This is a genomic window from Chenggangzhangella methanolivorans (assembly GCF_019797865.1).
GTDB lineage: Bacteria > Pseudomonadota > Alphaproteobacteria > Rhizobiales > Methylopilaceae > Methylopila > Methylopila methanolivorans.
This window is the reverse complement of sequence record NZ_CP081869.1, coordinates 4,622,499-4,647,383: the sequence shown is the minus strand read 5'-3', so window position 1 is coordinate 4,647,383 and position 24,885 is coordinate 4,622,499. Positions and strand designations below refer to the sequence as shown.

28 protein-coding genes are annotated in these 24,885 nt (G+C 67.8%); 4 read left to right on the top strand and 24 right to left on the bottom strand.

The window, feature by feature from the left end; translation table 11 throughout:
• Window positions 1-6: 6 nt before the first annotated feature.
• Window positions 7-504 (bottom strand): hypothetical protein, encoded by a 498-nt coding sequence (locus K6K41_RS24350; protein WP_261402645.1) that lies wholly within the window; start codon window positions 502-504, stop codon window positions 7-9.
• Window positions 505-632: 128 nt separating this feature from the next.
• On the opposite strand from K6K41_RS24350, the gene K6K41_RS24345 reads away from it, so the two are divergent.
• Window positions 633-836 (top strand): hypothetical protein, encoded by a 204-nt coding sequence (locus tag K6K41_RS24345; RefSeq protein ID WP_261402644.1) that lies wholly within the window; start codon window positions 633-635, stop codon window positions 834-836.
• A 225-nt stretch (window positions 837-1,061) separates the two neighbouring features.
• Here K6K41_RS24345 and K6K41_RS24340 read toward each other — a convergent pair whose 3' ends face one another.
• Window positions 1,062-1,778: an NlpC/P60 family protein gene (locus K6K41_RS24340; protein ID WP_261402643.1), complete on the bottom strand. Its 717-nt coding sequence runs from the start codon at window positions 1,776-1,778 to the stop codon at window positions 1,062-1,064.
• 522 nt (window positions 1,779-2,300) lie between these two features.
• On the opposite strand from K6K41_RS24340, the gene K6K41_RS24335 reads away from it, so the two are divergent.
• On the top strand, window positions 2,301-2,546 hold the full coding sequence (locus K6K41_RS24335; protein ID WP_261402642.1) for a hypothetical protein: 246 nt from the start codon (window positions 2,301-2,303) through the stop codon (window positions 2,544-2,546).
• A 15-nt stretch (window positions 2,547-2,561) separates the two neighbouring features.
• Here the strand turns inward: K6K41_RS24335 and K6K41_RS24330 are convergent, their stop codons facing one another.
• The 15 genes from K6K41_RS24330 to K6K41_RS24260 form a co-directional block, all read right to left on the bottom strand.
• Window positions 2,562-2,765, bottom strand: a complete 204-nt coding sequence (locus K6K41_RS24330) for a hypothetical protein (RefSeq protein ID WP_261402641.1) — start codon at window positions 2,763-2,765, stop codon at window positions 2,562-2,564.
• Window positions 2,766-2,801: 36 nt separating this feature from the next.
• Complete coding sequence (locus K6K41_RS24325) at window positions 2,802-3,188, bottom strand: hypothetical protein (RefSeq protein ID WP_261402640.1); 387 nt, start codon at window positions 3,186-3,188, stop codon at window positions 2,802-2,804.
• Window positions 3,185-3,583, bottom strand: coding sequence for a hypothetical protein (locus K6K41_RS24320; RefSeq protein WP_261402639.1), 399 nt, complete (start codon window positions 3,581-3,583; stop codon window positions 3,185-3,187). Before K6K41_RS24320 ends, K6K41_RS24325 begins: the two co-directional genes overlap by 4 nt.
• Window positions 3,580-9,960, bottom strand: coding sequence for a phage tail protein (locus tag K6K41_RS24315; protein ID WP_261402638.1), 6,381 nt, complete (start codon window positions 9,958-9,960; stop codon window positions 3,580-3,582). The genes K6K41_RS24320 and K6K41_RS24315 overlap by 4 nt, the downstream gene beginning before the upstream one ends.
• Window positions 9,960-10,403, bottom strand: a complete 444-nt coding sequence (locus K6K41_RS24310; protein WP_261402637.1) for a GNAT family N-acetyltransferase — start codon at window positions 10,401-10,403, stop codon at window positions 9,960-9,962. Before K6K41_RS24310 ends, K6K41_RS24315 begins: the two co-directional genes overlap by 1 nt.
• Entirely contained in the window at window positions 10,400-11,074 is a 675-nt protein-coding gene (locus K6K41_RS24305) for a hypothetical protein (protein ID WP_261402636.1), read from the bottom strand. Before K6K41_RS24305 ends, K6K41_RS24310 begins: the two co-directional genes overlap by 4 nt.
• Window positions 11,074-11,544 (bottom strand): hypothetical protein, encoded by a 471-nt coding sequence (locus tag K6K41_RS24300; RefSeq protein ID WP_261402635.1) that lies wholly within the window; start codon window positions 11,542-11,544, stop codon window positions 11,074-11,076. Before K6K41_RS24300 ends, K6K41_RS24305 begins: the two co-directional genes overlap by 1 nt.
• Window positions 11,541-12,185: a carbohydrate binding domain-containing protein gene (locus tag K6K41_RS24295; RefSeq protein WP_261402634.1), complete on the bottom strand. Its 645-nt coding sequence runs from the start codon at window positions 12,183-12,185 to the stop codon at window positions 11,541-11,543. The genes K6K41_RS24300 and K6K41_RS24295 overlap by 4 nt, the downstream gene beginning before the upstream one ends.
• Before the next feature lie 6 nt (window positions 12,186-12,191).
• Entirely contained in the window at window positions 12,192-12,443 is a 252-nt protein-coding gene (locus K6K41_RS24290) for a hypothetical protein (RefSeq protein WP_261402633.1), read from the bottom strand.
• Complete coding sequence (locus tag K6K41_RS24285; RefSeq protein ID WP_261402632.1) at window positions 12,391-16,455, bottom strand: phage tail length tape measure family protein; 4,065 nt, start codon at window positions 16,453-16,455, stop codon at window positions 12,391-12,393. Before K6K41_RS24285 ends, K6K41_RS24290 begins: the two co-directional genes overlap by 53 nt.
• A 465-nt stretch (window positions 16,456-16,920) precedes the next feature.
• On the bottom strand, window positions 16,921-17,166 hold the full coding sequence (locus K6K41_RS24280; RefSeq protein WP_261402631.1) for a phage tail assembly chaperone: 246 nt from the start codon (window positions 17,164-17,166) through the stop codon (window positions 16,921-16,923).
• Between the two features lie 86 nt (window positions 17,167-17,252).
• On the bottom strand, window positions 17,253-17,684 hold the full coding sequence (locus tag K6K41_RS24275) for a hypothetical protein (protein ID WP_261402630.1): 432 nt from the start codon (window positions 17,682-17,684) through the stop codon (window positions 17,253-17,255).
• Entirely contained in the window at window positions 17,681-17,980 is a 300-nt protein-coding gene (locus K6K41_RS24270; protein ID WP_261402629.1) for a hypothetical protein, read from the bottom strand. The genes K6K41_RS24275 and K6K41_RS24270 overlap by 4 nt, the downstream gene beginning before the upstream one ends.
• A 43-nt stretch (window positions 17,981-18,023) precedes the next feature.
• Window positions 18,024-18,947: a phage tail tube protein gene (locus tag K6K41_RS24265; RefSeq protein WP_261402628.1), complete on the bottom strand. Its 924-nt coding sequence runs from the start codon at window positions 18,945-18,947 to the stop codon at window positions 18,024-18,026.
• Between the two features lie 223 nt (window positions 18,948-19,170).
• On the bottom strand, window positions 19,171-19,575 hold the full coding sequence (locus K6K41_RS24260) for a phage tail terminator-like protein (protein ID WP_261402627.1): 405 nt from the start codon (window positions 19,573-19,575) through the stop codon (window positions 19,171-19,173).
• A gap of 152 nt (window positions 19,576-19,727) precedes the next feature.
• Between K6K41_RS24260 and K6K41_RS24255 the strand changes: the two genes are divergently transcribed.
• On the top strand, window positions 19,728-20,090 hold the full coding sequence (locus K6K41_RS24255) for a hypothetical protein (RefSeq protein WP_261402626.1): 363 nt from the start codon (window positions 19,728-19,730) through the stop codon (window positions 20,088-20,090).
• 12 nt (window positions 20,091-20,102) lie between these two features.
• Here K6K41_RS24255 and K6K41_RS24250 read toward each other — a convergent pair whose 3' ends face one another.
• From K6K41_RS24250 to K6K41_RS24240, 3 genes are all read right to left on the bottom strand, one after another.
• Window positions 20,103-20,780, bottom strand: coding sequence for a hypothetical protein (locus tag K6K41_RS24250; protein WP_261402625.1), 678 nt, complete (start codon window positions 20,778-20,780; stop codon window positions 20,103-20,105).
• On the bottom strand, window positions 20,780-21,079 hold the full coding sequence (locus tag K6K41_RS24245; protein WP_261402624.1) for a hypothetical protein: 300 nt from the start codon (window positions 21,077-21,079) through the stop codon (window positions 20,780-20,782). The genes K6K41_RS24250 and K6K41_RS24245 overlap by 1 nt, the downstream gene beginning before the upstream one ends.
• A 428-nt stretch (window positions 21,080-21,507) precedes the next feature.
• Complete coding sequence (locus K6K41_RS24240; protein WP_261402623.1) at window positions 21,508-21,777, bottom strand: hypothetical protein; 270 nt, start codon at window positions 21,775-21,777, stop codon at window positions 21,508-21,510.
• Between K6K41_RS24240 and K6K41_RS24235 the strand changes: the two genes are divergently transcribed.
• Entirely contained in the window at window positions 21,761-22,003 is a 243-nt protein-coding gene (locus K6K41_RS24235) for a hypothetical protein (RefSeq protein ID WP_261402622.1), read from the top strand. The genes K6K41_RS24240 and K6K41_RS24235 overlap by 17 nt on opposite strands.
• Window positions 22,004-22,030: 27 nt before the next feature.
• On the opposite strand, the gene K6K41_RS24230 is transcribed toward K6K41_RS24235, so the two are convergent.
• The 4 genes from K6K41_RS24230 to K6K41_RS24215 all read right to left on the bottom strand — a co-directional run bounded on the left by K6K41_RS24230 (window position 22,031) and on the right by K6K41_RS24215 (window position 24,884).
• Window positions 22,031-22,312 carry a hypothetical protein gene (locus K6K41_RS24230; RefSeq protein WP_261402621.1) on the bottom strand — a complete coding sequence of 94 codons (282 nt, stop codon included), beginning with the start codon at window positions 22,310-22,312 and terminating at the stop codon, window positions 22,031-22,033.
• 92 nt (window positions 22,313-22,404) lie between these two features.
• Complete coding sequence (locus K6K41_RS24225) at window positions 22,405-23,031, bottom strand: hypothetical protein (RefSeq protein ID WP_261402620.1); 627 nt, start codon at window positions 23,029-23,031, stop codon at window positions 22,405-22,407.
• A 9-nt stretch (window positions 23,032-23,040) separates the two neighbouring features.
• A complete protein-coding gene (locus tag K6K41_RS24220; RefSeq protein ID WP_261402619.1) occupies window positions 23,041-23,334 on the bottom strand; it encodes a hypothetical protein in 294 nt (97 codons plus the stop codon).
• 80 nt (window positions 23,335-23,414) lie between these two features.
• Window positions 23,415-24,884, bottom strand: coding sequence for a phage major capsid protein (locus K6K41_RS24215; RefSeq protein WP_261402618.1), 1,470 nt, complete (start codon window positions 24,882-24,884; stop codon window positions 23,415-23,417).
• Window position 24,885: the final 1 nt, after the last annotated feature.

The following is a 24,885-nucleotide window of genomic DNA, read 5'->3' as shown; positions in this document are numbered from 1 at the left end:
GCGCCCTCAGTGGACCGCGGCCTTGGCCGCCCTGTCAGCCGTCACGACAGCAGCCTTCGCCTCTGGCGCTCGCGCGACCAGCTTTTCGACCAGCGTCGCGTCGGACTGACCGAGCTTGACGATCTCACGCGCGCCGTTCTCCTTCACGTAGTCGAGCGCCTGCTTGACCACGTCGCCGGGGGCCGGGTTCACCGGCAGCGGGACGCCGCTCGCCAGCTTGCGCGCGAAGGCGGCTTTCAGCCCGTTGTCCATCCCGCGATAGAGCGCGGCGAAGAGCTCGCGGCGCTGGATCGCCTTGAAGGCCGCGGCGCCCCACGCGCCCGCCGCCGTGACGGTGACGCCGGCCGCGCCGAGGATGGCGGCCGACAGGATCGGGATGAGCTGCGGGCGGGCGTCGGCCCAGACGTCGCCGACAAGGCGCGTGGCTTCGTTCGAAAGCGCAGCGCAGCCGGCGAGTGAGATGGCGGCGAGGCAGCACAGGGCCGTCCGCGTGAGCAGGTTCATGATCATCACCATGATGGATTGGATGTCCGGCGACCGGCCGAGCGCGGTTCGTTTGTCAGACGAATGGAGATCAGCCGCGGAACGCAGCTCATTGAGAGCGGTTAAGCCCAGAACCGAAGGAGATTGCGATGCAGAACGACAATGACCGCCCGTCAACCGAAACGGCTGCAACGCCAAAGCCGCCTGCAGGCGAGAACATGAAGGATCTCGTTACGCCGGGTGACGACTCCAAGAAGGAAGCCGACGCCGATGCTATCCCAAGCGGCGCCGACACGATCGAAGGCGACGTGGCGCGCCCAGAAGATGCTGAGGAGGCTCAGTCGCCGACCTAAAATAGGTCGTCGACGGCAAATCATGCCGCAAAGACGAATGTGCTCACAGCGTCGGAACGTTAGAGCGCAATTAGCGCTGTGATCGTGCAACAGCGAGGGTGCACGCATGGCGTTCGGTAGCGGAAATAAGCATTGCGCGCGGGATGGACGATGATCGCGGCGCTGTTGATCGGCGTTGCGATCGTCTACGTCGGCTTCAAGCTCAGCGGCCTTTAACTTCAACCGTTACGCCTCATTCGTGCTGGTCGGGCCGCCGCCCTTGACGACGACGGTCTGCGGGACTGGCAGCGCTACGGTCGACGGCCAGCGGATGGCGAGCAGCCGCTTTTTCTCGATCCACGTCTCAGTGACCGCGTTCGACTGATTGCCGCCAAGCACGCGATAGCGTGTCTTGTCCTCGCCGACGTAGAAGCCGACATGGCCAGCGTTCGGGCCGCGCTCGAACACCAGCACCGCGCCAGGCGACGGTTTGCTCAGCCCCCGACCGAACACCGCCCAGCCGCGAGCCCAGAGCGGGTTCGTCGGCAGCTTTTCGTCGGGCAGCACGGCGGCGAACTGGCCGAACACGAAGGCGCCGCACCACGGAATGTCGTCGTTCACGAACCAGTCGGCGGCCGCCTTGCCCCATTCGAGGATCTTCGGGTTCGAGGCCGCGCCGACGATCTCGCGCAAACCCATCCAGCGCCGCGCCTCGACCAGCCAGACGGGATCGACCTGACCCTGTTCGAGGATCGGCGGCACGGCCTTGCCGGGGCCGCCCTGAACCGCCGCTGCGTTGAGCGCGGCGGTCGTCGCCTGACCGACGATGCCGTCGACATGAAGACCATGGGCCGTCTGGAAGCGCTTGACCGCCGCCATGGTCTGGCGGCCCCAGATCCCGTCGAGCGCGCCGGGATCGAAGCCGAGCGCCTTCAACCGCTGCTGGATAGCCAGCACGTTCATAGGGGTTCTCCGAGCATGAAAAAGCCCGCAGCGTGAGCGGGCGGGAACGATCATTGGGGTTGGGCATTTATCGGCGGTCGGCGACTTGCACCTCGTCGCCGAACTCCAAGTCCATGACTGCCGGCGCGCGAATGCGCCGGCCCTTTTTGAGATCAGGATGTCAGCATCGAGACGAAACGGTCGCGCGGCGCGCGCAATGCGCGGCAGCGTGAATGCGACCTTCGCCGATCACGAATGGAAGGTGATCGACTTGTGGATCGCTACGTGTGCTCCGGGATTATCTCGGCCTGATGCGATCCGGAATCTCGCGTTGAGAGCAGCCCGCGAGGTAGAGCGGCCGCGAATGGCGGCTGTTCCAGTCGTCGATCGGCACGCAGAGAAGCCTCATCTCCCGAAGGCGAACGCCGACTGATCAGCCGATCGCTACGAGCGCACCAGTGTAAAATGTCTAGTGCGATATGCGGACTGGACGGGTGACTGCAGACATCGGTCGAATACTGCGTTTCGCGTGAGTCGGCAGTCATGATCCAAAGCACAGTCTATGTGGTGCTCATCTGGCGCATGGACGCAGGCGGCCGACTGAAGGCCCGGCGCCCCTGCGGATTCGCCACGGCGCAGCAAGCCGTCGCACGGGCGCGATCGGCTGTTCGACGCGGAAATGTGGCCGTAGCGTCAAAGCGCACGATCGATACTGAAACTGATGAGATCGTGGAGCACTTAGAGATCTTTCGAGGAGGACGTCTCCTCGAAAACTTCGTGGCGATCTGACGCTCGCCCGGCAGCTCAGCCGATCGCTGCGAGCGCGGCCTTCAGCGCGTCCTTCACGGCCGGGCGCGGGTCTCCGAACTGGTCGGGGTCGCCGATGTAGATCGTGATGGTGTTGCCCTCGTCCGTCGGCGCCTTAGTCGGGTCGCCGCCGTTGTCGTTGACGAGCGTCATGGTGAGCCGGCCGCTCTGGCGCGTGGTGGAGTTGTGCTGAAACTTCACGGGGTCGTCTCCTTCGTTGCGGCCACGGCCGCGGGGTCAGATCATCGGGGCGGCTTCTGCCGCCTCGAGCTCGGCGAGCGTCATGGCGCTCATGGCGGCGGCCTTCGCCTCGAGGCGGCGGCGCTCGATCATCGGGCTCACCTGCAGCCAGGCGTCGCGCATCCAGACGATGACGGTCGCCACCTGGTGCTTGGTCTCGGCGGTGACGCCGACCTCGGCGACGACGTGTGGAATGAGGTCTTCGGCGATCGTGTCGTCAGCCAAGAAGGCTTCGGCCTCGCGCAGCTTCTGCTCGTAGACGAGCATCTGACCGGCGCCCGGTGTGATGAAGGCGAGGCGCGCGACCTCAGCGGCCGCATCGATCCGCGCGCAGGCCTCCGCCCGGCGGGCGTCGGTGAGTTTGCGAGCCGAGAACGCGGTCACGACGCCACGACCTCGAAGGCGAGGGGCCGCCACGGGAACGGCGGGCGAAGCTCGATCGCGTAGGCGCCGGGCTCCTCGGACGTGAACGCGAAGGCGTCGTCGTCGATCACGCCGAACTCTTGCCCGTCGATCACGACGAGCGAGCCTGTCGGCGCGAAGCAGATCGCCTCGTCGACGCCGTCGGCCGCGACCGCGAGGGTCGCCGGCGGCTCGATCTCGGGTCGGGGCGCGAGCGTGAGCTCGTCCATGTAATGCGTCGCCGCCGAGAACGGCTGGTCGGAGGCGTAGCGCCGCAGGCCTTCGGCGCTCACCTGCGCCTCGAGCTGCTCGGCCGAGCATTCGCCCCAGGACAGGAACTCGCCCTTGGCGTCGTGGAAGCCGAAATAGATCGTCATTTCTTCACGTTCCCGACCACGATGTTGCTCTCGACGACGGTGAAGGAGGGCGTCGTGTCTCGCCGAAGCGAGATCGTGTAGGTGAGCGTCGCCGCCGGGCCGGGGTTGTGAAGGAACGAGAAGCCCCAAGCGGCGGCCTTGTCGAAGACGGGCAGCGTCCACGACTTCACAACCGCCGTCGCCACGCCGGGCGCCGAAGCCCGGATCTCGACCGAGCACTGGCCGGTGACGGTCCCGCTCGCGAGCGCCGAGAGGCTGATCATGCCCGAGACCTGAACGCGCGCCGTGCCGCCCGGATAGACGACGCCGGCGGCCGAACGGTCGACCCATGTCGTCTGCGCGAGCGCGTTCGCGCCGGTCGTCGCCTGGGCGTAGTCGCTGATCGCGTTGTCTTCGATCATGCGGGTAAGCACGCCGCGGTTGATGATTGTCTCGTCGCCCGGCCGCTTGAAGATCGCGTCGAAGACGTAGACGAGGCCGCTGTCGGTCCCGCCGTTCGCCGCCGCATCGCGCCGGAACTGGACGACGGCGGACACCGCGCCGGCCGGGGCCGTGACTGTGTCGGATCCGCCCGCATCGGCCGACGGCAGGACGCTGACGCCCTCGGTCGCAGCGCTCCAGATCCCGATCGTGTTGGCGCCGACGCCCGCGCCGTTGACGTCGTACCAGTAGACCATCATCCGAGCGGTGCCGGTGCCGGCCGCGTTGTCATAGCGGGCCGACCAGCTCCACTTGTATTTCTTACCGGCCTTCACGGGGAACGGCGTCGCATTGACGTAGCCGAGCAGCGTGTCGCCCGCGGGCGCAGCGACCGCGCCGCCGAAGGCCAGAGCCCGGCCGCCGTCCGCCTGCAGCGGGAGAGATGCGGCGACCGGCACGTTCGAGCCGCCCGCCGCCCACATCGCGCCAGAGGGCGCGACCGATCGGAAATAGTTGTCGGGGATGAGGTTGGCGAAGTCCTCGAGGATGATCTGCTTGCCGACGCGGAGCGTGTTCAGCTCGACCTTGTCGCCTGAAAGGCTTTCGACGAAGGCGCTCTTGATCCACGCGGCGCCGTTGAAGAGCGCTAGGCCGCTGACGATCAGGTCGTTGATGTTCGCCTTGGCGGCCGTGATTGTGTTGTCGGCGATCGAGACGCCGGTCAGCTGCTCGCGGACCTCAATCGCGTCGAAGAAGAGCTCGACCGCGCCCATGTTGGTCCAGCGATAGAACGAGAGGCTCGCCCATTGCGCGCCCGTCGGGGCCGTCCATGTCGTCGAGACATCAGTCCAGACGTCGCCGGCGAGCGCCTTCGATCCGTTCCACCCGTCGAGATCGTCCGACCCGCTCCGGGCGTCGACGCCCGTGACGCCGCTGCCGATCAACAGGCTCTCGTTGGTCGGACGGCTGTTGAGGTAGGACATGCGCACGAAGACGCCGTTCGCCACGCCGGACGAGGCCTGGAGGGCTGCACGAACCGAATAGACCTTGCCCGCCTGGACCGGGAAGGCGCGACAGCCGTAGGCCGTTGCTCCGGCCGAGCCAGTAATGCGAAACGAGGCCGACCCGCCGCGCCCAGCCGGGCCCGTGGTCGTCAGAACCCGGTTGTTGCCTTCAACGCGCCCCCATCCGTTCGTGGACCCGCTGTCGGCGCTTGGGTTCGCCACAAGGTTCGCGCCGAACTGCGCGCCGACGGCAAAGCGGTCGGCGGTCAGCGTCCCGACCGCGATCTGCGCGGCGACCAGCTGCCCGAGGATCAGCGTCGCGTCGTTCGTCGCCGTCCAGCCCGTACCGGCAGCATTCTGCTGATAGATCCTGTTTTCCGCGATCGCCCAGATGAATTTCGGCGTCCGCGCGCCGATCGCCGGCAGCGCCGCGGCGTTCGCCACGATGCCGGGGAACGTGAAGCCGCTCGCGGCTGACGTGTCGTCGATGACGCCCGTCAAATCGCTGTTCTGGACGCCCGTGGCGGTCGACTGACCGAGGTAGGTCCACGCCGAGACCCCGTCCGAGGTGTCCCGCCGGCGGGCCCAGAAGTGGCGGGCTTGGCCGTTGGCGAGCGCCGTGAGGTCGACGCGGGTGGTCGTGACGCCGAAGACGGTCGGCGTGCTCGCAGCCGTAGGCGCCGGCGTCTGCGTCGCCTGGTCTAAGAGCTCGAAGCTGTCGAAGTCGTCGTCGGTCGACTTCGCGAGCGTGACCTTGGCGCCCTTGAACGCGGCCTCGACCGAACCGCTTGGGGCCGCCGGCACGCCGCCCTTGCCGACGACCGTGTGGGTCGCGGTCGCCGACTTCGAGGACTCTGTCTGGACCTTGTTGCGGGCCCAGACGCGCGCCTGAACCTGATCGCCCGGCGAGGCTCTGAACTTGACCTTGAGGTCGGCGCTCTTGGTGCGCTGCGACGTCCATTCGCCCGACGCGCCGATCCGCCACTCGACCTCGTAGTCGGCCGCGCCTGCGCTCGCCGCGAAGGCGATCGTCACCTGTGAGCGCAGGCCACCCTTGGCCTTCTGCGCGAAGACCGAGGTGATGGTCGGCGCGGCAGGCGTCGCGAGCGCCGTGTCGTCGAGGTCGACATCCTTGATCTTCGTGCCGGCGGTCGCGGCCCCGAGCGAAACCCAGGCCGAGATGTATCCCGAGGTGTCGACCGAGCGGATCCAAAAGCTCCGGACGTCGCCCGTTTCGAAGCCGGTGAGATCGACGCGTGGCTTTCGGATGAAGGTCTCGGTCGCCACGGTCGCCAGCGTCGGCGCCGGGCTCGACGCCGCCTGGTAGAACAGCTCGAAATAGTCGAAGTCGTCGGCCGCCGGCTTGTCGCCCTTGAGCCTGAACCCTTTCAGTGTCCCGACTGCGTTCCAGCCACTCGGCGTGTCGGTGTTGCTCGACTTCGCGGCGGCCGTGTGCGTGGTCGTCGCCGACGGCGGGCTCTCGTTTCCGAGCCGGTTGCGCGAGATCAGCTGCGCCTGGACGACGTCGCCGGGCTGGCATCGGAAGAAGAAGGTTCGGTCCGCGCTCTTCGTGCGGGTCGAGCGCCAGGAGCCCGCATTGACCCGGTAGGAGAGCTCGTAGTCCGAGAACTTGTCGTTCGCCTTGTCGGTCCACGAGATCTGCACCAGCGTCCGGAGAGCGCCGCGCCCCTTCTGCTGGAAGCCCGACGTGATAACCGGCGCGTTCGGCTGGAGCGGCTTCTCGACGTCGTCGACGTCGTTGTCTTTGATCTTGGTCGCGACGGTCGCGGAGCCGAGCGACACCCACGTTGAGGCGAAGCCGCTCGTGTCGACGGTGCGGACCCAAAACGACCGTACGTCGCCGGTGTCGAACCCACTGAGGTCGAGCCGCGGTTTCCGGATCTCGGTCTCGGTCGCAACCGTGGCGGCGGTCGGCGCCGGCGTCGAGGCCGCCTGGTAGTAGACCTCGAAGAAGTCGTGGTCCTCGACCGTGACGCGGTCGCCCTTGAGGCGAAAGCCCTTCAGGACGCCGACGGCCGCCCAGCCGGTCGGGAGCGTCGTGTTCGCGCTCTTCGCCGCCGCGGTGTGGCTCGTGATCGTCGACTTGACGCTCTCGTTGCCGAGACGACTGCGCGCCATGATGCGCGCCTGGACCGCGTCCGCCGGCGCGCAGCGGAAGCGGAGCGTCCGCTCGTCGCTCTTGGTGCGCTTCGACTCCCAGGCGCCGCCGTTGATGCGCCAGAAGACCTCGTAATCCGAGAACTTGTCGCCCGGCTTGTCGACCCAGGAGACGGTGACGAGCGAGCGGAGCGCCCGCCGGCCCTTCTGCTGGAACGTCGAGGAGATCGTCGGCGGGTCGGGCTGCAGCGGAGCCGTGACGTCGTCTATGTCGTCGTCGGCGACCTTCTTGTCAGCTCGCGCCGAGCCAAAATAGAACCAGTTGGTCGGGTTGCCCGAGGTGTCGACGGCTCGAACCCAGAAGAACCGCAGATCGTTCGTGTTGAAGCCCGTCAGATCGACGCGAGGCTTGCGGATTTCCGTGACGGTCGCGGGCGTCGCGCCGACCGGCGCCGGGGTTGCGGCGTCCTGATAGAAGACCTCGAAGAAGTCGTGGTCGTCCGCGGTCGGCTTGTTGCCCGTGATCCGGAAACCGCGAAACGTGCCGACGACATCCCAGCCGCTCGGCGCGGAGGCGTTGGACGACTTCGACGCGGCGACATGGGTCGCGGTCGCAGAAGGCGCAGAGGCGTTGCAGAGCCGGTTGCGCGAGAGGATATAGGCTTCGACCGTGTCGCCCGGCTTGCAGCGGAAGCGCACGCGGCGGTCGCTGCTCGCCGTGCGCTTCGACTCCCATTGCCCCGCGTTCAGCCGCCAGAACACCTCGTAATCGACGAAGCGATCGTTCGGCTTGTCGATCCACGACACCGACACGAGCGTGCGAAGCGCGCCGCGGGCCTTCTGGTCGAAGCTCGAGGTGATGGTCGGCGCGTTCGGGGTGAGCGGCCGGGTGTCGTCGTCGAGATCGTCGTCGGAAAGACGGGCCTTCGGCGTCGTGACCGCGATCCAGTCGGACCACAGCGCTTCGCGCCGCCCCGTGCTCGGGTCGAACTTCGCGCGGACCTCGTAGGCCTGCTCTGAGACGAGCACCTGCGGGTGGATCTTGACGTCGCCGTCGAGGTCCTTGGTGTAGCCGTCGGCGATCCTGTCGTTCTGGCCCGGTATCCGCAGCTCCCAGAGGAGCCCGTCCATGTCCTCGACGAGGTTGCCGGCCGCGTAGGTGAGCCGGATCGCCGGCCGCTTCTTGCCGCCCTGCGTCACCGTCGCGGGCGATGCGACGAGGTTGGTGACGACCTTCTTGGGCGGGAGCTTGGGGACGAGCGGCCCGTCGACGAGCTTCGGATACTCGTTCCGCGCGGGCGGGTCGTAGTCCGAGAAGTTGCACTCGGTCACGTCGACCATGACGTTGCCGTTCGGCAAGCGCCGGCGACGGTCGACCGAGAAACGCTTGGCCGCATAGCCGTTGCGGTCCGACGACCACGAGATGACGTCGGCAGGTTCGAGCACCTGCGCGCGAGGCCCGAGCGTGAACGAATGCTGGCGCGTGTTGCGGTGGACCTTCAGCGCCTCGCGCTTCAGCCGGAACACCTGGCCCCTGTAGGGGACCATCGGCAGCTGCACGTCCTTCAGCAGCCGCCGCCCGCCGTCCTCCGCCTCATAGGCGGGCGTGGTCAGCGGGTTGCTGTCCTTCATGGCCCAGCCTTCCCGACGGTTCGGGAAGCGCGCCACGATGCCGTTGACGGTGTCGGCCAGCCCGAAGAACGGCGTGAAGGACTGCTCGGACGTGACGAGGATGTCCTCGTCGGTGATCGAGAACACCGGGTCGCCGGGCTTGCCGACGTGGAGCTTGTAGAGACCGCCCATCTCGGCCATCCGGCCGGTGCACGCGCTCATCAGATCCTTGATGGTGTCGGCGACCGGGTTCTCGAGCAGAACCTCGGCGCCCGAGCGATAGCGCGGCTCCGTCTCGGCTCCGGTGTCGGCCGCGTCGTCCTTGTCGTTCGAGTTGGAGACCGGCACGAGCTCGGCGCATTTCTGGATCTGGGCGATCCAGTGCTCAGCCGGCAACCGGCGCGCCGTCATCTTCTGCATGCCGTAGAAGTGCGACCCGTTCCACTTCAGGCCGCGCATGATGTTGTAGATCTGGACGGCGCTCAGCGTGTCGCCGGTGACGCCGCCCCAGGTCGACTGATTGTCGAAGCGCTGCGAGCCCGACCCGCCGACCGAGCCGTCATTCGCCGGGTTGTAGAGTTTGAGGCCCTGACACTCGAAGCCGAGCTGCGGAAAGCTCGAGAAGACGCTCGACTTCCAGCGGCTGATGACGACGACGTAGGCGCAGCCCTTGCCGATGTGCTTGTTGGTCCACCGCCGCGGGCCGGGCGCGCCGAACCAGTTGACCATCTTCGGGTCGGCGGTCGTCTGGGTGCCGTCGTAAAAGCGGACCCACATGCACTGCGTCGCGACCGTGCCGTCGTCGCGGATGTTGCCCATGTCCTTGACCGGCGCGCCGAAGGGCCAGCTGGTGTCGTTCCACTGGATGTCGTGCCAGTCCTCGGAAACGTAGATCCGGTCGAGCGAGCGGATCGGCAGGTCGCTGAGCTGAATGACCTGCGCGAGATAGAGATTGTCCTGATCGCCGTCGGTGCCGAAGGTCCCGGCATAGACCAGAGAGCCGGACGTGAACGACGTTCCGAGCAGGAAGGACCGCCCGACGCTGTCGCCGTCGGTCTGGATCTTTCCCTGGATGCCGGTTTGCGGCTTTTCGGGATCGGGCGCGAGCGCCTGGCGCAGCAGCTGCGAGCCGAGGCTCAAGCCCACCGCCAGCGCGACCTGCCCGATGGCGGTGGCGAAGGAGCCGGCCGTCAGCGCCGCGCCGAGAACGCTGAAAACCGCCATCAGCCGAACATCCGGACGTAGTGGGTTTCAGCGGGCCTGAAGCCGAGGCGCTCGAACAGGCGTCCGATCCGCGGGGTCTTCACCTGCGCAGCGAACACCGCCATGCGGACCTGACGGCGGCCGCACTCGGCCTCGAAGGCGCGCAGGATCTCGCGGAACGCCGACGTCTTGCGGATCTCGGGCTCAAGCCAGAGGCCCCAGACCATCGCGACCTTGCCGGTGAAGAACATGTGGTCGTTGAAGCTCGCGCCGAACATGCCGAGCGCCACGCCGTCGCGCTCGACCACGAGACAGAGCGTGTCGGGCGAGGCGATGAACTGGCGCAGGAAGGCGCGCGTCTTCTCGGTTTCGAAGCGCCATTCGACGCCCGACGCCTTGTGGAAATGGCGCGACATCAGGATCGCGGGCCCGAGGTCCGAGAGGGCGGCGGGGCGAACGATCATCGGCGGCCCCGGAACGGGTTCGGCTCGAAGTTGATGTCCTTGCCGTGGTGGCGGCCGCCTTCCTTGCCCCAGAAGATCTCCCATTTCCCGGCGACGTTTGCGTACTGGTAGAAGTCGTCGTCGGGGTCGCGGTTCTTCTTCTGGTCGGCGTCGGAGCGCTTGGCCGGTTCTTCGCGCGACATCTCCTGCGCGTCGCTCACGCAGGAGATCACCGCCGCGCCCTCGTCGTTTTCCGTCGGCGTGCGGATCTCGACATTGTCGATCAGGCCGTAGAAGTCGACCTCGGCGGCCTCGACGATCTGGCGGTTCTCGACCGAGAACAGCGCGCTCCAGACCGTGATGGGCCTGAACTTCACGTCGTAGGTGCGCAGCAGCTGGATCGCCGGCGAGTTCGGATCGAGGTGGATGCTGAGCTCCTCGACCGAGAGGTCGCAGGTCGCCGGGATCGCGCCGTATTCCGCGAGCCCGCCGGCGCCGATGCAGGCGAGCTGGACGGTCGCGCCCGTCAGCGGGTCGAGCACGGGCAGCGTCACGTCATGGTCGTCGGACCAGAAGGCGAGCGTCTCGACCGCGCCGGACGTGCGGTTGCGCGCCTCGACGCGAATGACGTCGCGCATGACGAGGGCGCCGCTCGCGAGCACCGCGAGACGGTCCGCCGAATACTGAAGCATCAGGGCTGGCCTACGAACTGCGTCGCGGAGAACGAATGGTTGCCGGACATCTTGGTCGCGAGCTGCGACTGCAAGGAGCCGGGGTCCATCCGGAAGAGCGCCGTCGCCTTGACGAGGTCGACATTGGCGTCGACCGCCGCGCCGGGCCGGATGAAGGGCATGACGTCGAAAAACGGGGTCGTGCCGTTGCTGTCGGCGACCACATCCTCGAGCGCCTGATGGAGCGCTCGCCTGCCGCCGCCGTAATTGAAGGCGAGGTAATCGCCGACGCTGACCTTGTAGCCCGAGATCGTGTTTTTGAGCCGGAGCGACTTGTTGTTGGCGTCGAGCGTGTGGATCTTGGCGACACCGCTGAAGCCTGCATAAGTCGGCAGGTACGAGATGCTATCGACGTAGAGGTAACGACAAGATGCCGATGCAGTGAGCGCGACGATAACTTGGGCAAGCGCTGCGTTCGGAGGCGTGGTCACGCGCCGAACCTTCTGCACATAATCTGGCGTGGCGGCTGTGGCTGAGTTGCCACTCTGGCTAATGTATGTCCGGAAACGTCGTAGAAGTTGACCGCGAGACGAATACCTGTCGTCGTCTCGACATTGCTTTTTATGTAGACTGAAAAATCGTAGGGTTCGTTAGCGGTGACGTTGACGTAGAACCCGGCATCATTCTGAACCCGGCGATCTGAACCGCCGCTCGCCAGCAGCTTGTCGAGCTGCACGCACTTGGATCCGCCGCGGCCGTCATTGGTGATCTGGCAATCGGCGGACACCACCCAACCGGTGAGCCCGTCCTCAAATTCAGGATTATAGATCGGGTTCGCGAGGTCGAAGCCGGATGGATAGGCGCCGGGAAACGGCCGCCGGACGTCATGTGCGTAGAACAGGTTCCCGACGCTCGCGAGGTGGTTCAGGATCGCCTGTTGGCGCACGACGTCACCGAAGTTGCGCTCGGACGTCGTGAAGGCGAGCTTCCAGAGCGGCCAGCCGAGCTCGGTCGTGATCGACTGGCCGTTCGGCGTGCGCGAGACCTCGTCGCGCCGCATGAGGTCAAAGGCGAACGGCGGCTGAAGCCCGATCTGCGAGAGCAGATCCGACCGGACGTTGGTGAGCGCCATGGGCGTTTACGTCCCCGAGACCCGGCGGGTCTTGTTGCGGCGCTGCGCGCGCTCGACCTTCGCCGTGAAGTCCGGCCCATCGCTGAACTGGCGGATCCCGCGCGCGGTGGTCTTCTTCGAGACCTCTTCGACCCGGGCATCGAACTCGCCCGAGGGATCGACCATCACGCGGACGACCATCTCCTGACGGCCGCCGCCGCCACGATCATTCGCGGCCGCAGGCGCGCCGCGGCGGGCGACCTCGCTGAGCCCCGCCATCGCGCGCGTCGCGCGGCGGTCCATCGCGCCGGTAAGGACGCGCTCGCTGCGCTCGAGCACGGCCGGGAACTCGTTCGAGCCGAAGCCGGTGTGATAGCGGGGCGCTCCGCGGAAAGCCGAGGCGGGATAGGCCCGGCCATAGAACGCGTCCGCGTGGGTGCCGCCCGAATGCAGGATGCCGGGGATGAGCAGACCGCCCAGCAGACCGCCCCCGCCGCCGCCGCCGAAGAGGCCGCCGAGGCTCGACCCGATCGAACCGAGGCCGGTCAAGATCGAACCGAACCCTTGCTGAAGCCCGCCGGCGAAGCCCGTCGAGGCCTGGCCGACCTGCGCGCTCGACGTCGTCAGGTTCGAGGCCGCCCGCAAGGCCGCCGCCGCCCGAGGTGAGGCTCGACTGCGTCTGGCCGATCGACTGCGTCAGCTGGCCGAGGTTGCCGCCGAGCGTGCTGACCTGCGGCGTCGCCTGGCCGACGCTCGCGCCGAACTGCTGGACGTTCTGGTTGGCGGCGTTGACGGCGCCGGGATCGATGCTCTGGGTCGGTGCCGGCGAGTTGTAGGCGTTGCGGAGCCAGCTCGGAGCGGTCGCGCCGCGGCCGCCCGCGCCCCAGACGCCGGGCGAGCCGTAGCCGACATGCATCGATCCCGGCTGCATGTAGCCCGGCCCGGCGCCGAAGCCGGTAACGCCGTTCGCGCGCGCCTGGCTGACGATGTCCTGAAAGATCGGCTGATCCTGCGGGTTCGCCCAGTCGAGCCGACGGCCGTTCTGTGAGAAGAAGACGTCGGCCGCCATGCCATGATCGTGGCGCGTCGACCCGACGCGCGGGAGGCCGGACCCGATCCCCGGCTGCCCGCCGGAAAAAACCTCCATCTGGATCCCGCGATCCTGCAGGAACGAGAAGGCGTTGACGAGCTTCGGGTCGAGCGGCTGGCTGCGCGTCGCGCCCTGGTTGGCGTAGGTGAGCCAGTCCATCGCGCCGAAAGCGCTGGACACGCGCGAGTTGGGCGTGATCGACGTCGCCATCGGGCCGGCCGTCAGGCCGGTGTAACGCGAGATGTAGTTGTTGTTGGCCGCAAGGCCGGCGAACGACGGGACGCCGCCGATCCCGAACGGCAGGCCGCCAGCGCCCGGAAGGCCGGGGATCGACCCCACCATCTGCACGAACAGCGCCCGAGCCGCCGACGAGCCGTCCGGCTTGCCCGCGAAGAGGCTTCCGATCGTCGTCGTGCTGCCGCCGAACATACTGCTGACCGACGACATCAGCATGTTGTCGAGCTGCTCGCCGGCGCGGTCGAGCATCAGGTTCTTGGTGCGGTCGAGGAAGCTCTGCGCGAGCCCGCCGAAGTCGCCGCTCGCGAGCGCTTCGATCGCCTCGCGGCCGATGCCGCGGTAGGCCTGCTGGACCTGCCCAAGCGTCTCGTTCAGCCGGATCTGGTCGGCGATCGCCTTGTTGGTCGCGCCGCTGATTTCGCCGTACTGGTCGAGCAGTCCCGCGCCGTTCATCCGGGCGTAGACCGCGCGCTCAGTCTCGGTGCGCTGAAGCTGCTGCGTCTCGAAGGTGAGCTCGCGGACAAGCTGCGTCTGCGCCGCATAGGTCTCGGTCGCGCGGATGCGGTCCGCCATCGCGCGCGCTTCGGGCGTCGCGATCTCGCCGGCGGTCAACATGCCGGCCCGATCGAGCTGGTCATAGACCGAACGCTCGCTGCGCGTCATGCCGGCGCGGCGGGCCTCGTTCGCGAGGTCGTAGGCGAGCTTGGTCTCGCGGATAATCTGCTGGAGACCCGACCAGACGTCGGCCTCGCGGCGGATACGCTCAAGCTCCGCCGCACCGATCTCGAACGAGCCGGTCTGGTCGTAGGCGCGGCGGCGCGCTTCGGCGACCGCGTCGAGCGTGAAGCGCAGATTGTCGCTCGCCGCGGCGCTCGCGCCGATCGAGGCGAGTTCAAGCTCGGCGCCGGCGGTTCGCTGGCGCGCGGCCTCGTTCCGACCCGCCGTAAAGTCGGCCTGCTCGCGGGCCGCCTGCGCATAGACAAGGCGGCTGGCGTCCGCCGCAGCGGCGTCGGCGCGGTGCGCCTGCGTCACGTCGCCGATCGCCTCCGCATAAGCGCGATCGGCCGCAAGCGCCGCACGCTGGGCCGTCGTCCGCGCCGTGATGGCGCGAAGATCGAAGGCCATCGCCGTCTGAGCGAGGTCGTCGGCGTTCTGTCGGTCGAGCGCTCGAGAGAAGTCAAGATCGCGCTGGCGATCCTGAAAGTTAAAGAAGTCGCGCTCGTCGACCGCGTCTTGTCCCCGCGTCGCGTCGAGCGCGGAGGGAAGGCGACGCGCCGTCGCTTCGAGGTCCTTGACGACGCCGAGCAGCGCCTCAGCGTCCTGCTTTTCGTCCTCGAACCGGCTCTGGTTTCGGCGGTCGGAGATCGCGGCCACGAACCCGAGAACATCGGGCGTTCCCTGCCGGAAGCTTTCGCGAAGCGTCTCGATTTCGGCGCGAAACCGACCGAACCGACCGTCGACCGAGAACACAGGCTGGTCGTTGAAACCCGTACCGAAGCCCATCGGGTCGAGGGCTGGCTGCTGGTCGGAGCCGGAACCCATCGCGCGCAGCGCGGCCGCGGTCTGCTCCTCGATCTGGGCCCGGAGCTTCGACAGATTGATCTGCGCGAGCGCGTCGAGAACGTTCGGGGCGCGGTCCGCGAGTTCGTCGAGCTTCGCGCCTGTGACGCCATAGAGATCGTTGACCTCGCGGATCGTGTCCGCATGGCGCTTGAAGCTGTCGTCGAGAGACTCGACGGCGCGGCCGCCGCTGAGGCTCCAAGCGGCGATCCCGGCCGTCGCGGCGACCATACCGACGCCGATCATGTTAACGGGCGTCAGCAGGCCAAGCGCCGCCGATCCGATCTCTTTCAGGCCACCGACAACCCCGCCCGGCGCATCCTGCAGGATCTGGAAGACTTGGCCACCCTGCGTCGCCAGGATTTGGAAAGCTCCCGAGCCCGACAGCGCCATCGTGGCCGCATCATTGATCTGATAGGAGAGGTTTCCCCACTGAAACGCCTGCCCGCCGGCCGCCTTGCCCATCCGATCAATGCGCTGCGCGGTCTCGTTAAAGCGGCCCTGCGCCATGGCGGTCGCGCCGTCGAGTTCGCGCGTGGTGATGACGCCCGCAGCTGCGAGCCCACGATACTCCGCGATCTCGGCGTTCAGGCGCGCTTGTGCGACCGAGAGGGGATCTAGCTGCGCGCGGAGCGCCGAAGCCGCTGCTTCCATGCGCTCAGTCTCTGCGAGCGCGTCCTCGAATACGCCGGCGGATGCGCGGGCGGACGGCGCAACGCGGCCGATCCCAAAGCTGTCCGCATATGACGCTTGGGCTGTCGCGGCAGCCTGCGCGCGTCGAGCCGCCTCGATCTCGGCCTCGCGCTGCGCGAGCTCGTCGAGCGCGCCGAAGGTTGCGCCGGCGCTCGTGGCCGAGGGGGCACCGATGCCGATCGATCTGTCGAAGCTGTCGCGGAAGGCGCGGCCTGCCTGTTCGGCGCGCATGCGAGCGATGTCGTCGAGCCGCGCGAACTCGGCCTCGAACGCCGAAGCGCTTTCACGGGCGGAGGCGCGCATGCTGTCCGGCAAGACGCCAAGGCTCGCGTTCAGGGCGCTCTGGTCGACGGCCGGCAGGTTGACGACGCCCGCGCTCTCGATCCCGCGCTTCATGCGCTCGACCGCGGCCCCATAGGCGTCGAGGCTGATGACGCCCTGGCCGAGCGCCCGGTCGGCGACACTGATGTCGCGCGTCAGCTGGCGATAGACCCGGGCGACGGGGTCCGTGCGCGCCTCCAGCCGGTCCCAGGCCTGGCTGGCGCTCAGCGAGCGGCGAGCGGACGTCTCTGTCGCGCCGCCGGCGGCGGCGGCTGCCGAGGCGACCTCGCCATAGCCGCGCTTGACGCGGTCCATGGCCGCGCCAAGGGTATCGAGGCCCTCCGGCCGACCGCGAACGGTCACCGTCCGGATGACGTTAATGTTGGCCATGGAGCGCCCGAATGTTTTTGGTCTGGATGGGTATTCTTGCCACTGGAGCCGGCTGGCTGTTCTTGGCCGCCGGCGTGACGGTTCGCGTCGGCTCTTACGGCGATTTCGGCGGCGTTCGCGAAGTCGCAAACGTCCATGCGATTGCCATGGCCAACAACGTTATTCTTGGCGGTTACGCCATGATCATCGGCGGCATCATCCAGAACGGGATTGATAATCTGAAGAGTTATCTTCGGGACAGCGCGTCATTGGGGATGACGCACGCCCCTAATCCCTATTCTTTGCCGGCCGATCCCTACCAGCCGAAGCGTAACCGGGAGAGGGTGCGCGAGATCGTCGTCGACGGCATTCCGGCGACGCTCTTTCGGACAATTCGGTCGACGTGCTGTCCTCGAACGGCGTCACGCATTATCGCGACGCCGACGACCTCAAGCGCGCCTATTCCGGTTCGAGCCCTGACGAGCCTCAGCTCGCCTCGACCTGACGGAGATCCGACCAGACCCTGTCCATCCGGCCGATCAGATCCTTCAGCCTATCGAAGGCGTCGCCCGAGACGTTGTAGCGCCGCGCCCAAGCGTCGATCGCCCCGAACGGGATCGCGCCCGCGCCGCCCATGCCGACGGCCCGGTCATTCGTCAGGTCGAAGAACGCCTCGAGGTAGAACAGCAGGGCGTCCGGCAGCCGCGGCTCTGCGATGAGAGCCGCGGGCATCGGATGGCGCACCGCCTCGTCGGGCGGCAGCTGGGCGCGCTCTTCCTCCCAGCTTTCAAGCAGCCAGCCGGCCCGGCTGCCCCAGGTCAGTCGCCAGCGGAGCGCTTCTTCGAGTTTCCCGCGGCTTCCTCGAGGTCGAGCTTGCCAGCGTCCCTCACCGAATTGGCGGCGGTCACGACGAGAAGGCGGAAGTCGCTGTCAGGCTCGCCGATCAGCTCCGCGGCGCGCTCGGACGAATAGGTGATCGGGCCTTCGTCATCCTCGAGGTTACGCCAGCCCGTCAGGATGGTCTCGACGAGCAGGATGTCTTCGTGGCGCTTCTGGATATCGGGGAGAAGCACGCCGCGCGGGCGGTTCTCGGCGGGCTCGGCCTCGTAAAGCGCGAGGCGGCGACGGGCATAGTCGCTGTTGCCAAAGGCGCGGACCTGCAGCGCGAGATCGCCGGCGCCGGGCAGGCCGTCGACCCATGCGCCCTTCTCAGCCTTCTTGCCGCTGCTGCGGATGGCGGACAGTTTCAAGCGTCGTCTCCTTCGGACGCCTCGCCGGGTTTGGCGGGCTTGGGTTCGGGGGTGTCGTTGGCCGGCGGCTTGGCGTCCGCAGGCTTGTCCTCGGCCGGCGGTTTCGCGCGGGTCGCCGAAGGCTTCTTCGCCGGCGCCTTCGCGGCATTGGGCCACCTGGCTTGACCGTTGCCGACGATGATGTCCGCGAACTCGTTCGGGACGCTGACGGGCTCGGGCGAAGGCGTGAAGACGCGCTCCGTCTGACCGTCCGGATAGCCGGTGAAGGCCGCGACGATGATGACGTCCTTGGGCATGGAGGTCTCCAGATTTGAGGGGGCAGGCGCGGTCGAAGCTGCGTCAGGTGACCGCGCGGGCGACCGACAGCGTCGCGCTCGTCGACGAGTCGAAGACGCCGGTGAACGGCATGCGCGCCATGATGTCGTCGGTGTTGCCGCCGGCGACGATCTCGCCGTCTCCGATCTGCGCCTGACCGACGTCGAATTTGTACTTCTTGTTCGCCGCGCTTCCTAGGATCAGCGAGACGAGGCCGGCGGTGTGCTGCAGGCTGGCGTTGTAAATCGCCTGGTCGGAGAAATAGACCTCCGCCTCGCCTGTGACCTTGACCTGCCCAAGGCCGAAGCCGTCCGAGTAGAGCGAGCCAATGTAGGGCTGGTCGCGCAGGCCGTTGGCGATGGAGAGCTTGAACGAGCGGATCTTGCCGCCGGCCGGAAGGCCGGGGAAGGTGATGGCGCCGACGCTCGCGCCCGCCGACATGATCGGTTCGGTCGAGGCCGAGCCATAGGTCGCTCCGGTGACGATCGCGGCCGCGAGCGTCTCACGCACGCCCATCAGCTGCAGAGTGCCGGTGATCTTCTGCTTGGCCGTCACCTCGAGGTCGAGCTGCGACGCCATCACGTTGGTGAAGCGCGAGAACGAATTTGTCCCGATGCGCCGGGTCTCCTCGACCGTGTAGGAGTTCACGACCCGCCCGTTGCGGAGCTGGTTTGTGCTCCACGTCCCGCACATCACGCTTTCGAGCCAGTCGTCGAGCAGACCGTAGGAAAGCTCGAACGGATAGGGGCCCGAAACAGCCTGACCGGTCTGGATAAGCGCCGCGAGGTTGCCGTCCTCGCGGATTTCCTCGCTCTCCGCCGTCTCCTTGTTGGTGCGGAGACCGCCGGCGCGCGTGGCGCGCAGGATCTTGAAGACGGGGGTCGCCGGCGTCACGCCGGGCGTCACCTCCTTAATGTAGGCGGTGCGGGTGCTGGAATGGTCGGCCATCGGGGTCTCCACGGCTGAAAACCGGCGCGGGCCGGCGAAACCTGTCTGACGCGCAGGCGTAACGGTCCGGCCTGACCCCGAAGGTCAGCCGAACGAAGAGAGGCCCGCGACTATGTCGAGAGCCTCTCTGTCGAGATGTTTGGAGGTCGATCCTCAGAGATCGCGATGGTCTGCCAGCAACTACCGCTTCGACCAGTTCGGCTGAGCAAAAGAGCCTATCGACCTATCCGAATTGGTCAAACCGATACGGGAGGGCGACGGTCAGCTGGAAATAAGCGCCGTTGTCGTTCCGATCGTCGATCGGGCCGCCGGCCGGGGCGAGGAACTCCAGATGGCCGTCAGTGTGGCCGCGAAAGAGCGCGATGATCTCATCCGACCAGTCGAGCGCCTGGTCGCGGCCCGATCCCGACGGCACGCTGATGACGACGCGCGCGCCGCCCTCGTCGCGGTAGAGGTTTTCGCCCGGTGCCCCGACGCTGATCGGCTCGGCGTTCGTGACCGGATACTGGACGAGAAGGAAGGCGCTCCCGTCGGCCGGCGCGCCGTCCTGAACGTTCTGGCCGACGACCGGCAGGCCGATGGCGGCGAGGCGGGTTTCGATCGCCTCGGCGACGACTTTCGCGACCATGTCCGAGCTCCGGGGGAAGCGATCGATCGACCCGCCATGGCACCGAAACCATACCTCTCCAGAATGCGAGGAGGTACGTAGAAACCCGGATGCGAGACGATCTTGCGTTGTGCGACATCCGCCTGAGTTCGACTCCAGCGGATCATGAAATTATGCGTCTCGTCCTCGTCGCCCTGGCCTGCGTCAGCCTCGCCGCCTGCGCCAAGTCCCCCGAAAGCATCGCCCCGGCCTATGTCAGCGAGGTCGGCTATCAGAGCTACACATGCGTCCAGCTGGGCGAAGAAGGCTCGCGCCTGAGCACCGCGCTGGCGCATGCGTCGGCTCAGCAGGAGAAGGCCCGCGCCAACGATACAGTCGGCGTGATCCTCATCGGCCTGCCGGTTTCGTCGATGTCCGGCGACAACATCGCCCCCGAGATCGCCCGTCTTAAGGGTGAGCAGGAGGCGGTCCGCAAGGCCGGGATGAAGAAGAACTGCGGCGCCGCTGCGCCGGCTCGTAAGGCGAAGGTGAGCTAAGGTCCGGGCCCCTTATCGCCCCGTGGTGATGACGATCGCGGGCTGGCGCGTCAGCCAGTCCGTGCGCTGAGCGCCGGGCCGGTTACGAGACGACGCCCTCGACTGAAGGTTCGTGCGCGCCGCCCATTCGCCGACCGCGCCAGCCGGGACGGAGCGGAAGCCGAAGCGGATGCGCGCGACGTTGCCGAAGCGGGCCGCCGCCATCGCGGCAAGCACCTCGAAGACGCCGTCGGGGGCCTGCGAGGACAGCCCGCGCTCGATCTTCCGGGCGTAGGGCTGCAGGTTCAGAAAGACGTATTCCGAAGCCTGGGGCGCAGGCGCGCCTTCGGACACCTCGACGCCATCGGCGAAGAAGGCGAAGGACCGCGAGAACTTGCCGGTGAGCACCGGGGCATGCGTGACGAGCTGATCGGCGATCCAAGCGAACAGCTCCTCGAGGAGCGTGAACTCGTAGGCGATGACGCCCTGCGGCGAGACGCTGTCCTCGATCGCGCCGCGGCGGCCGTCCACAAAGGTGTCGTGCGGCGGCGTGCGGCCGCCCATGGCGCGGGCGTTGACGTCCTGCGCGGCTCGAAGCTCGCCCCGGGCGACGTCGGCGAGCGCTGACGATCGCGCCTGCGGCGACAGATCTTCGGCGAGGATCGCGTCGATGTCCCGGTCGATCGGATCGAGGCGGCTGCGCAGGCTCATCAGCAGATGACCCGCACGGTCACGGCAACGCCGGCGGCGGCCGTCTGGAACGGCCCGGCGCTCAGCAAGAGCGTGCCGCGCGAGACCTTGGCCAGCACCGTCGCGCCGCCGAGGCTCTGCGCCGTGATCGAGCCGCCGATCTGCGCGTCTCCCGACCACGTCTCGAGGACCTGAACGTCCGGAGGGGCCGCGCAAGCCGTCCAGCTGAAGACGGCGACGCCGGCAGCGTTCGTGGTCGCCGTGTAGCGCTCGACGCGCTTCGGCGCGCCGGCAGCGCCCGCAGGTCCTGCCGGGCCCACGTCACCCTTCGGTCCGGACGAACCTGCATCGCCTTTCGCGCCCACTGCGCCAGCCGGACCAAGCAGTCCGCGCTCGCCCTGCGGACCAACGGGTCCGACGGGGCCTGAAACGCCAGCCGGGCCGGCCGGCCCGGTCTCGCCGACGCCTTGGGCACCGCGCGGACCAGCTGGGCCCACGGGACCAGTCGGACCAGAGGGGCCAACGTCACCACGCGGCCCTTGAGGGCCTGCGGGGCCAGCACCGGGCGGCGCGACGCTGATGACGCCGTCGGCGCACTCGACATTCGCGCCGCAGCGCAGCGCGCCGTAGCCCCACTGCGAGCCGTGCTGCATGGCGCCGGGCGTCGCGGGCGCTGACGGCGGGCCGGCGTCCTGCGCGGCCGCCGACGCGGCGACGAGAAGGGCGGCGAGGACTACAGCGCGGCGGATCATCCGCGCACCGCCCGGAAAGTCGCGCCGGCAGGGCCGTAGATCGTCACGGCCGAGGTGGTGGGCGGGATGCGCCAAGCGCCGGGCGCAGTGCCGGCCGCCGCCGCCGGATAAACCGGCATCGCGCCGTTGCCGAGCGTCGCGCCTGTCGCGCCCGTGATGTCGACCCAGATCGGCTCGTCGCCCGGGTCGCTCGTGTTGACGATATAGCCGCCGCGAAGCGCCTGGCCGGCGGCGAAGAGCTGCTGGTAGGTGTTTGCCGAGCTCACAGTATTCGTCGAGGCTGCGATCCACGTCGGCACGGCCGGGGCGCTGGTGATCGGCGCGGACGGAGTGCCACAAGGAGTTGCGAGGCGGCCTGCCCCCATCGCGCAGTTGAGGACAGAGCCCGACATGTTCGATCCGTCGGGCTGCTTCCACGGCGTGTATGACTGCGCCGTCGCTGCAGACGTGAGCGCGATCGCCGACAGGACGATCAAGATTGATCATCGCTGAACCCCTGCTTCTCAGGTGGAAGGCGGACTAGAGGCCGGTCGCCGCGACCTCGTAGGCGATCAGGACGCCGGCGACCCGCCGCGTGCTGTCGTCGGCGGTCTGCACGACCCAAGCGCGACCACGGACAACGATCCTGTCGTTCCTCAGCACGGCCACTGCGCCCGCGGCTGGAGCCGGCCAGTTTCCCGCCGCGACCGCGGCCTCGACGTCTTCGGCGAGCAAGATGATCTTGCGGCCGCCCTGGTTGAGGCCGCTGGCGATCTCCTCGGCGTCGAAGCCCATCACGCGGGCGCGAAGGCCCTCAGCCACTTTCAGGCCTCCGGGCACTTCGCGGCGCAGTGAGACGATTTCGCCGTGGGCCTTCAGCTGCCGGCGGTAAGCTGCACGCGCGGCGGCCGGCTTCATCGGATCCTCACGGTCCTATAGGGCTTCAGCAGGGCCTCGGCTTCCGGCGACGCGAGAGAGCTTTTCGTCCCGGGAACCCAGTAGGAGACCGAGCTCACGCCGTCGACGTCCTCGCTCTTGATCAGCTGGTCGCGGCTTGAAGCCGAGAAGATCGCGCCGACCAGGCGGATGGCCGCGAGCTCGACGTCCGCTGGCAAGTCCTGTGCTCCCGCGACCGGCTCATCGCCGGGGAGCACGAAGCCGGCGTCGTATTCGACGACCAACATCGAGCCGCGCCACGCGAAGCGTGAGCCGCTGGCGCTCAGCCGATAAAGCGAAACGCCGTCGAGCTCGTACTCCAGAGCGTCGACGGTTCCGCCGTTCAGCGCGACCGACCGGACGGCGAAGGCGGGAGCGCGCTCGAGCCGCATCACGTGATCGATTGCGCAGCCACGGATCGTCTCGCGCACCGTCTCAATCGCGAAGGCTCGGCGGCAGAACCGTTCAGCCACTGCGGTCGCCTGGTCGATCAGGCGCTCGACCTTTGTGTCGTCGGCGTCGCCCTCGGTCAGGCCGAGGTCGTTGCGAACGTGCTCGACCGTCGTCAGCCTTCGCAAGGCCGCGGGAGTGACGACGGTCAGCATGGGTCTGCCTTACTTGTCGGCGTCCGGGATCTTGGCGATGTCGCCCGACCCCTGCTCCGCCATCGCCTTCGCGACGGCCTCGCTCTCGCTCAGCGTCGGGTCGTTGAAGTCGATCCGGTTCTGGTCGAGCGTGGTGTCCTTCCGCGGGTTGTCGTCCACGGCCGGGTGCGACGGGTCGAAGTCGGTAACCTGTCGCGGCGCGCCCGAGGTCGAGAAGTCGGTTGCGGCGGGGATGTTCGCCGGCGCCTTGCCGGCGTCGTCCTTCTCGCCCGGCTTCGCCGTCGAGATTTTCGTCTGGGCCATCTCGGCCTCCATGGCGTGAGGGGCTGGCGGCGGGCCCAAGGGTCCGCCGCGGTTGTCTCGTCTGTTGGCTGGCCGCTAGTTCAGGCCGCGACCTTCAGCGCCCGCATGGGCTCGGGGTTGAACACGCCGCCGCCGACGCGCTTCGTCGTGTAGAAGTGGACGAAGGGCTTGTTGGTGAACGGGTCGCGCAGCACGAAGATGCCGATACGGTCGATCACCAGGTAGGTCTGGGCCATGTCGCCGTAGAGGGCGACGATGTTGTTCGCCGCCACGCCCGGCATGCCGGGGACCTCGACGATCGGCGCTCCGTTCAGCGTCGACGGCTCGCCAGCGACATAGGACGGCTGCCAGAGGTAGTTGCCCTGCCCGTCCTTGAGTTTGCGCGTCGCGCCGACCGAGAGACGGTTGATGTAGAGCTTGGCGTCCGCGGCGAACTCCGACGGCAGCGAGTACATCAGGTCGATGAAGCCGTCGCCGGTGAGAGCGGCCGCCTGACCCGAGTTGGTGACCTCGATCGCGCCCCAGGGGTGACGGGCGGCATTCGCGGCGCCGGTCACATAGGTCAGGATCCCGTGCGGCTTGTTGATGCCGTCGCCGGACAGGAAGGCGATGCCCTCCTGACGGGCGAACTCGACCTCGACCTCGTCGGAGAGCCACTGCTCGAGGTCGATCGCCGCGTCCTGCAGCAGCTGCATCGAGATTGCGGGGTTCGCGTAGAGCTCGCCCGGAGTGAATTCCAGCGCGCCGAGCTGCGGCGTGGTGGTGGCGGGACGCGAAGCGGTTTCGCCGACCCAGCCGGAACCGACGGCTCGGTCGTTGAAATACTTCTTGAAGCCGGCTCCGGTGATGGACACGACACGCGCGAACTCGCGGATCTTGGAGATCCGCTTGAGCTTGCTCGTGATCGTGCGGTCCCACTCGATCGGAGCGAGGTAGCCGCCCTCGGCGTCCGAGCTCTTGGTGAGCGCGGCGCTGACCTCGCCCTTGCGCATGTGCGCCTTGAAGGCGGAGACCGCCTCGGGAGAGGTGGGCGGCAGATCGCCGATGATCGAACCCGGCCCCGCCTTTTCGGCCGCGATCTTCAGCGCGAGGTCGTCGCACGCCTTCTGAAGGTCGGAGATCACCGCGTTGATGCGGTCGACCTTCTCGTTGATCACGACGTCGTCGACCTTCGCCTTCAGGCTCTTGTCGTGCTCCGACTTGAACTCCTCGAAGGCGACCTGCAGCTCGGCGATCACCTTCTTCGGATCGGACATGTCCGCCCGAACGATGGCGTGCGCCAGAGCACGAGGCGCCGCGGCGACCGAAGACAGGAGCAGAGGCGACGCCGCGTGCATCCTCGCCGCGCGGGCGAGAGCGCCCGAGGCGTCGGCGCGCACGAGGCCGCCGGCGATAGCGCGCGGCATCTGGAGGCCGGCGGAGGCCGGCAGGGCCAGCATCGCCATGTACGGCGACGCGGTGTGGACGGCGGCGTGAGCGTCAGGCGAGAGCGCGACGACACACGCGACCGCGATCGCGACGCCGAGCGCCGCGAGCCAGGAGGTTCGCATG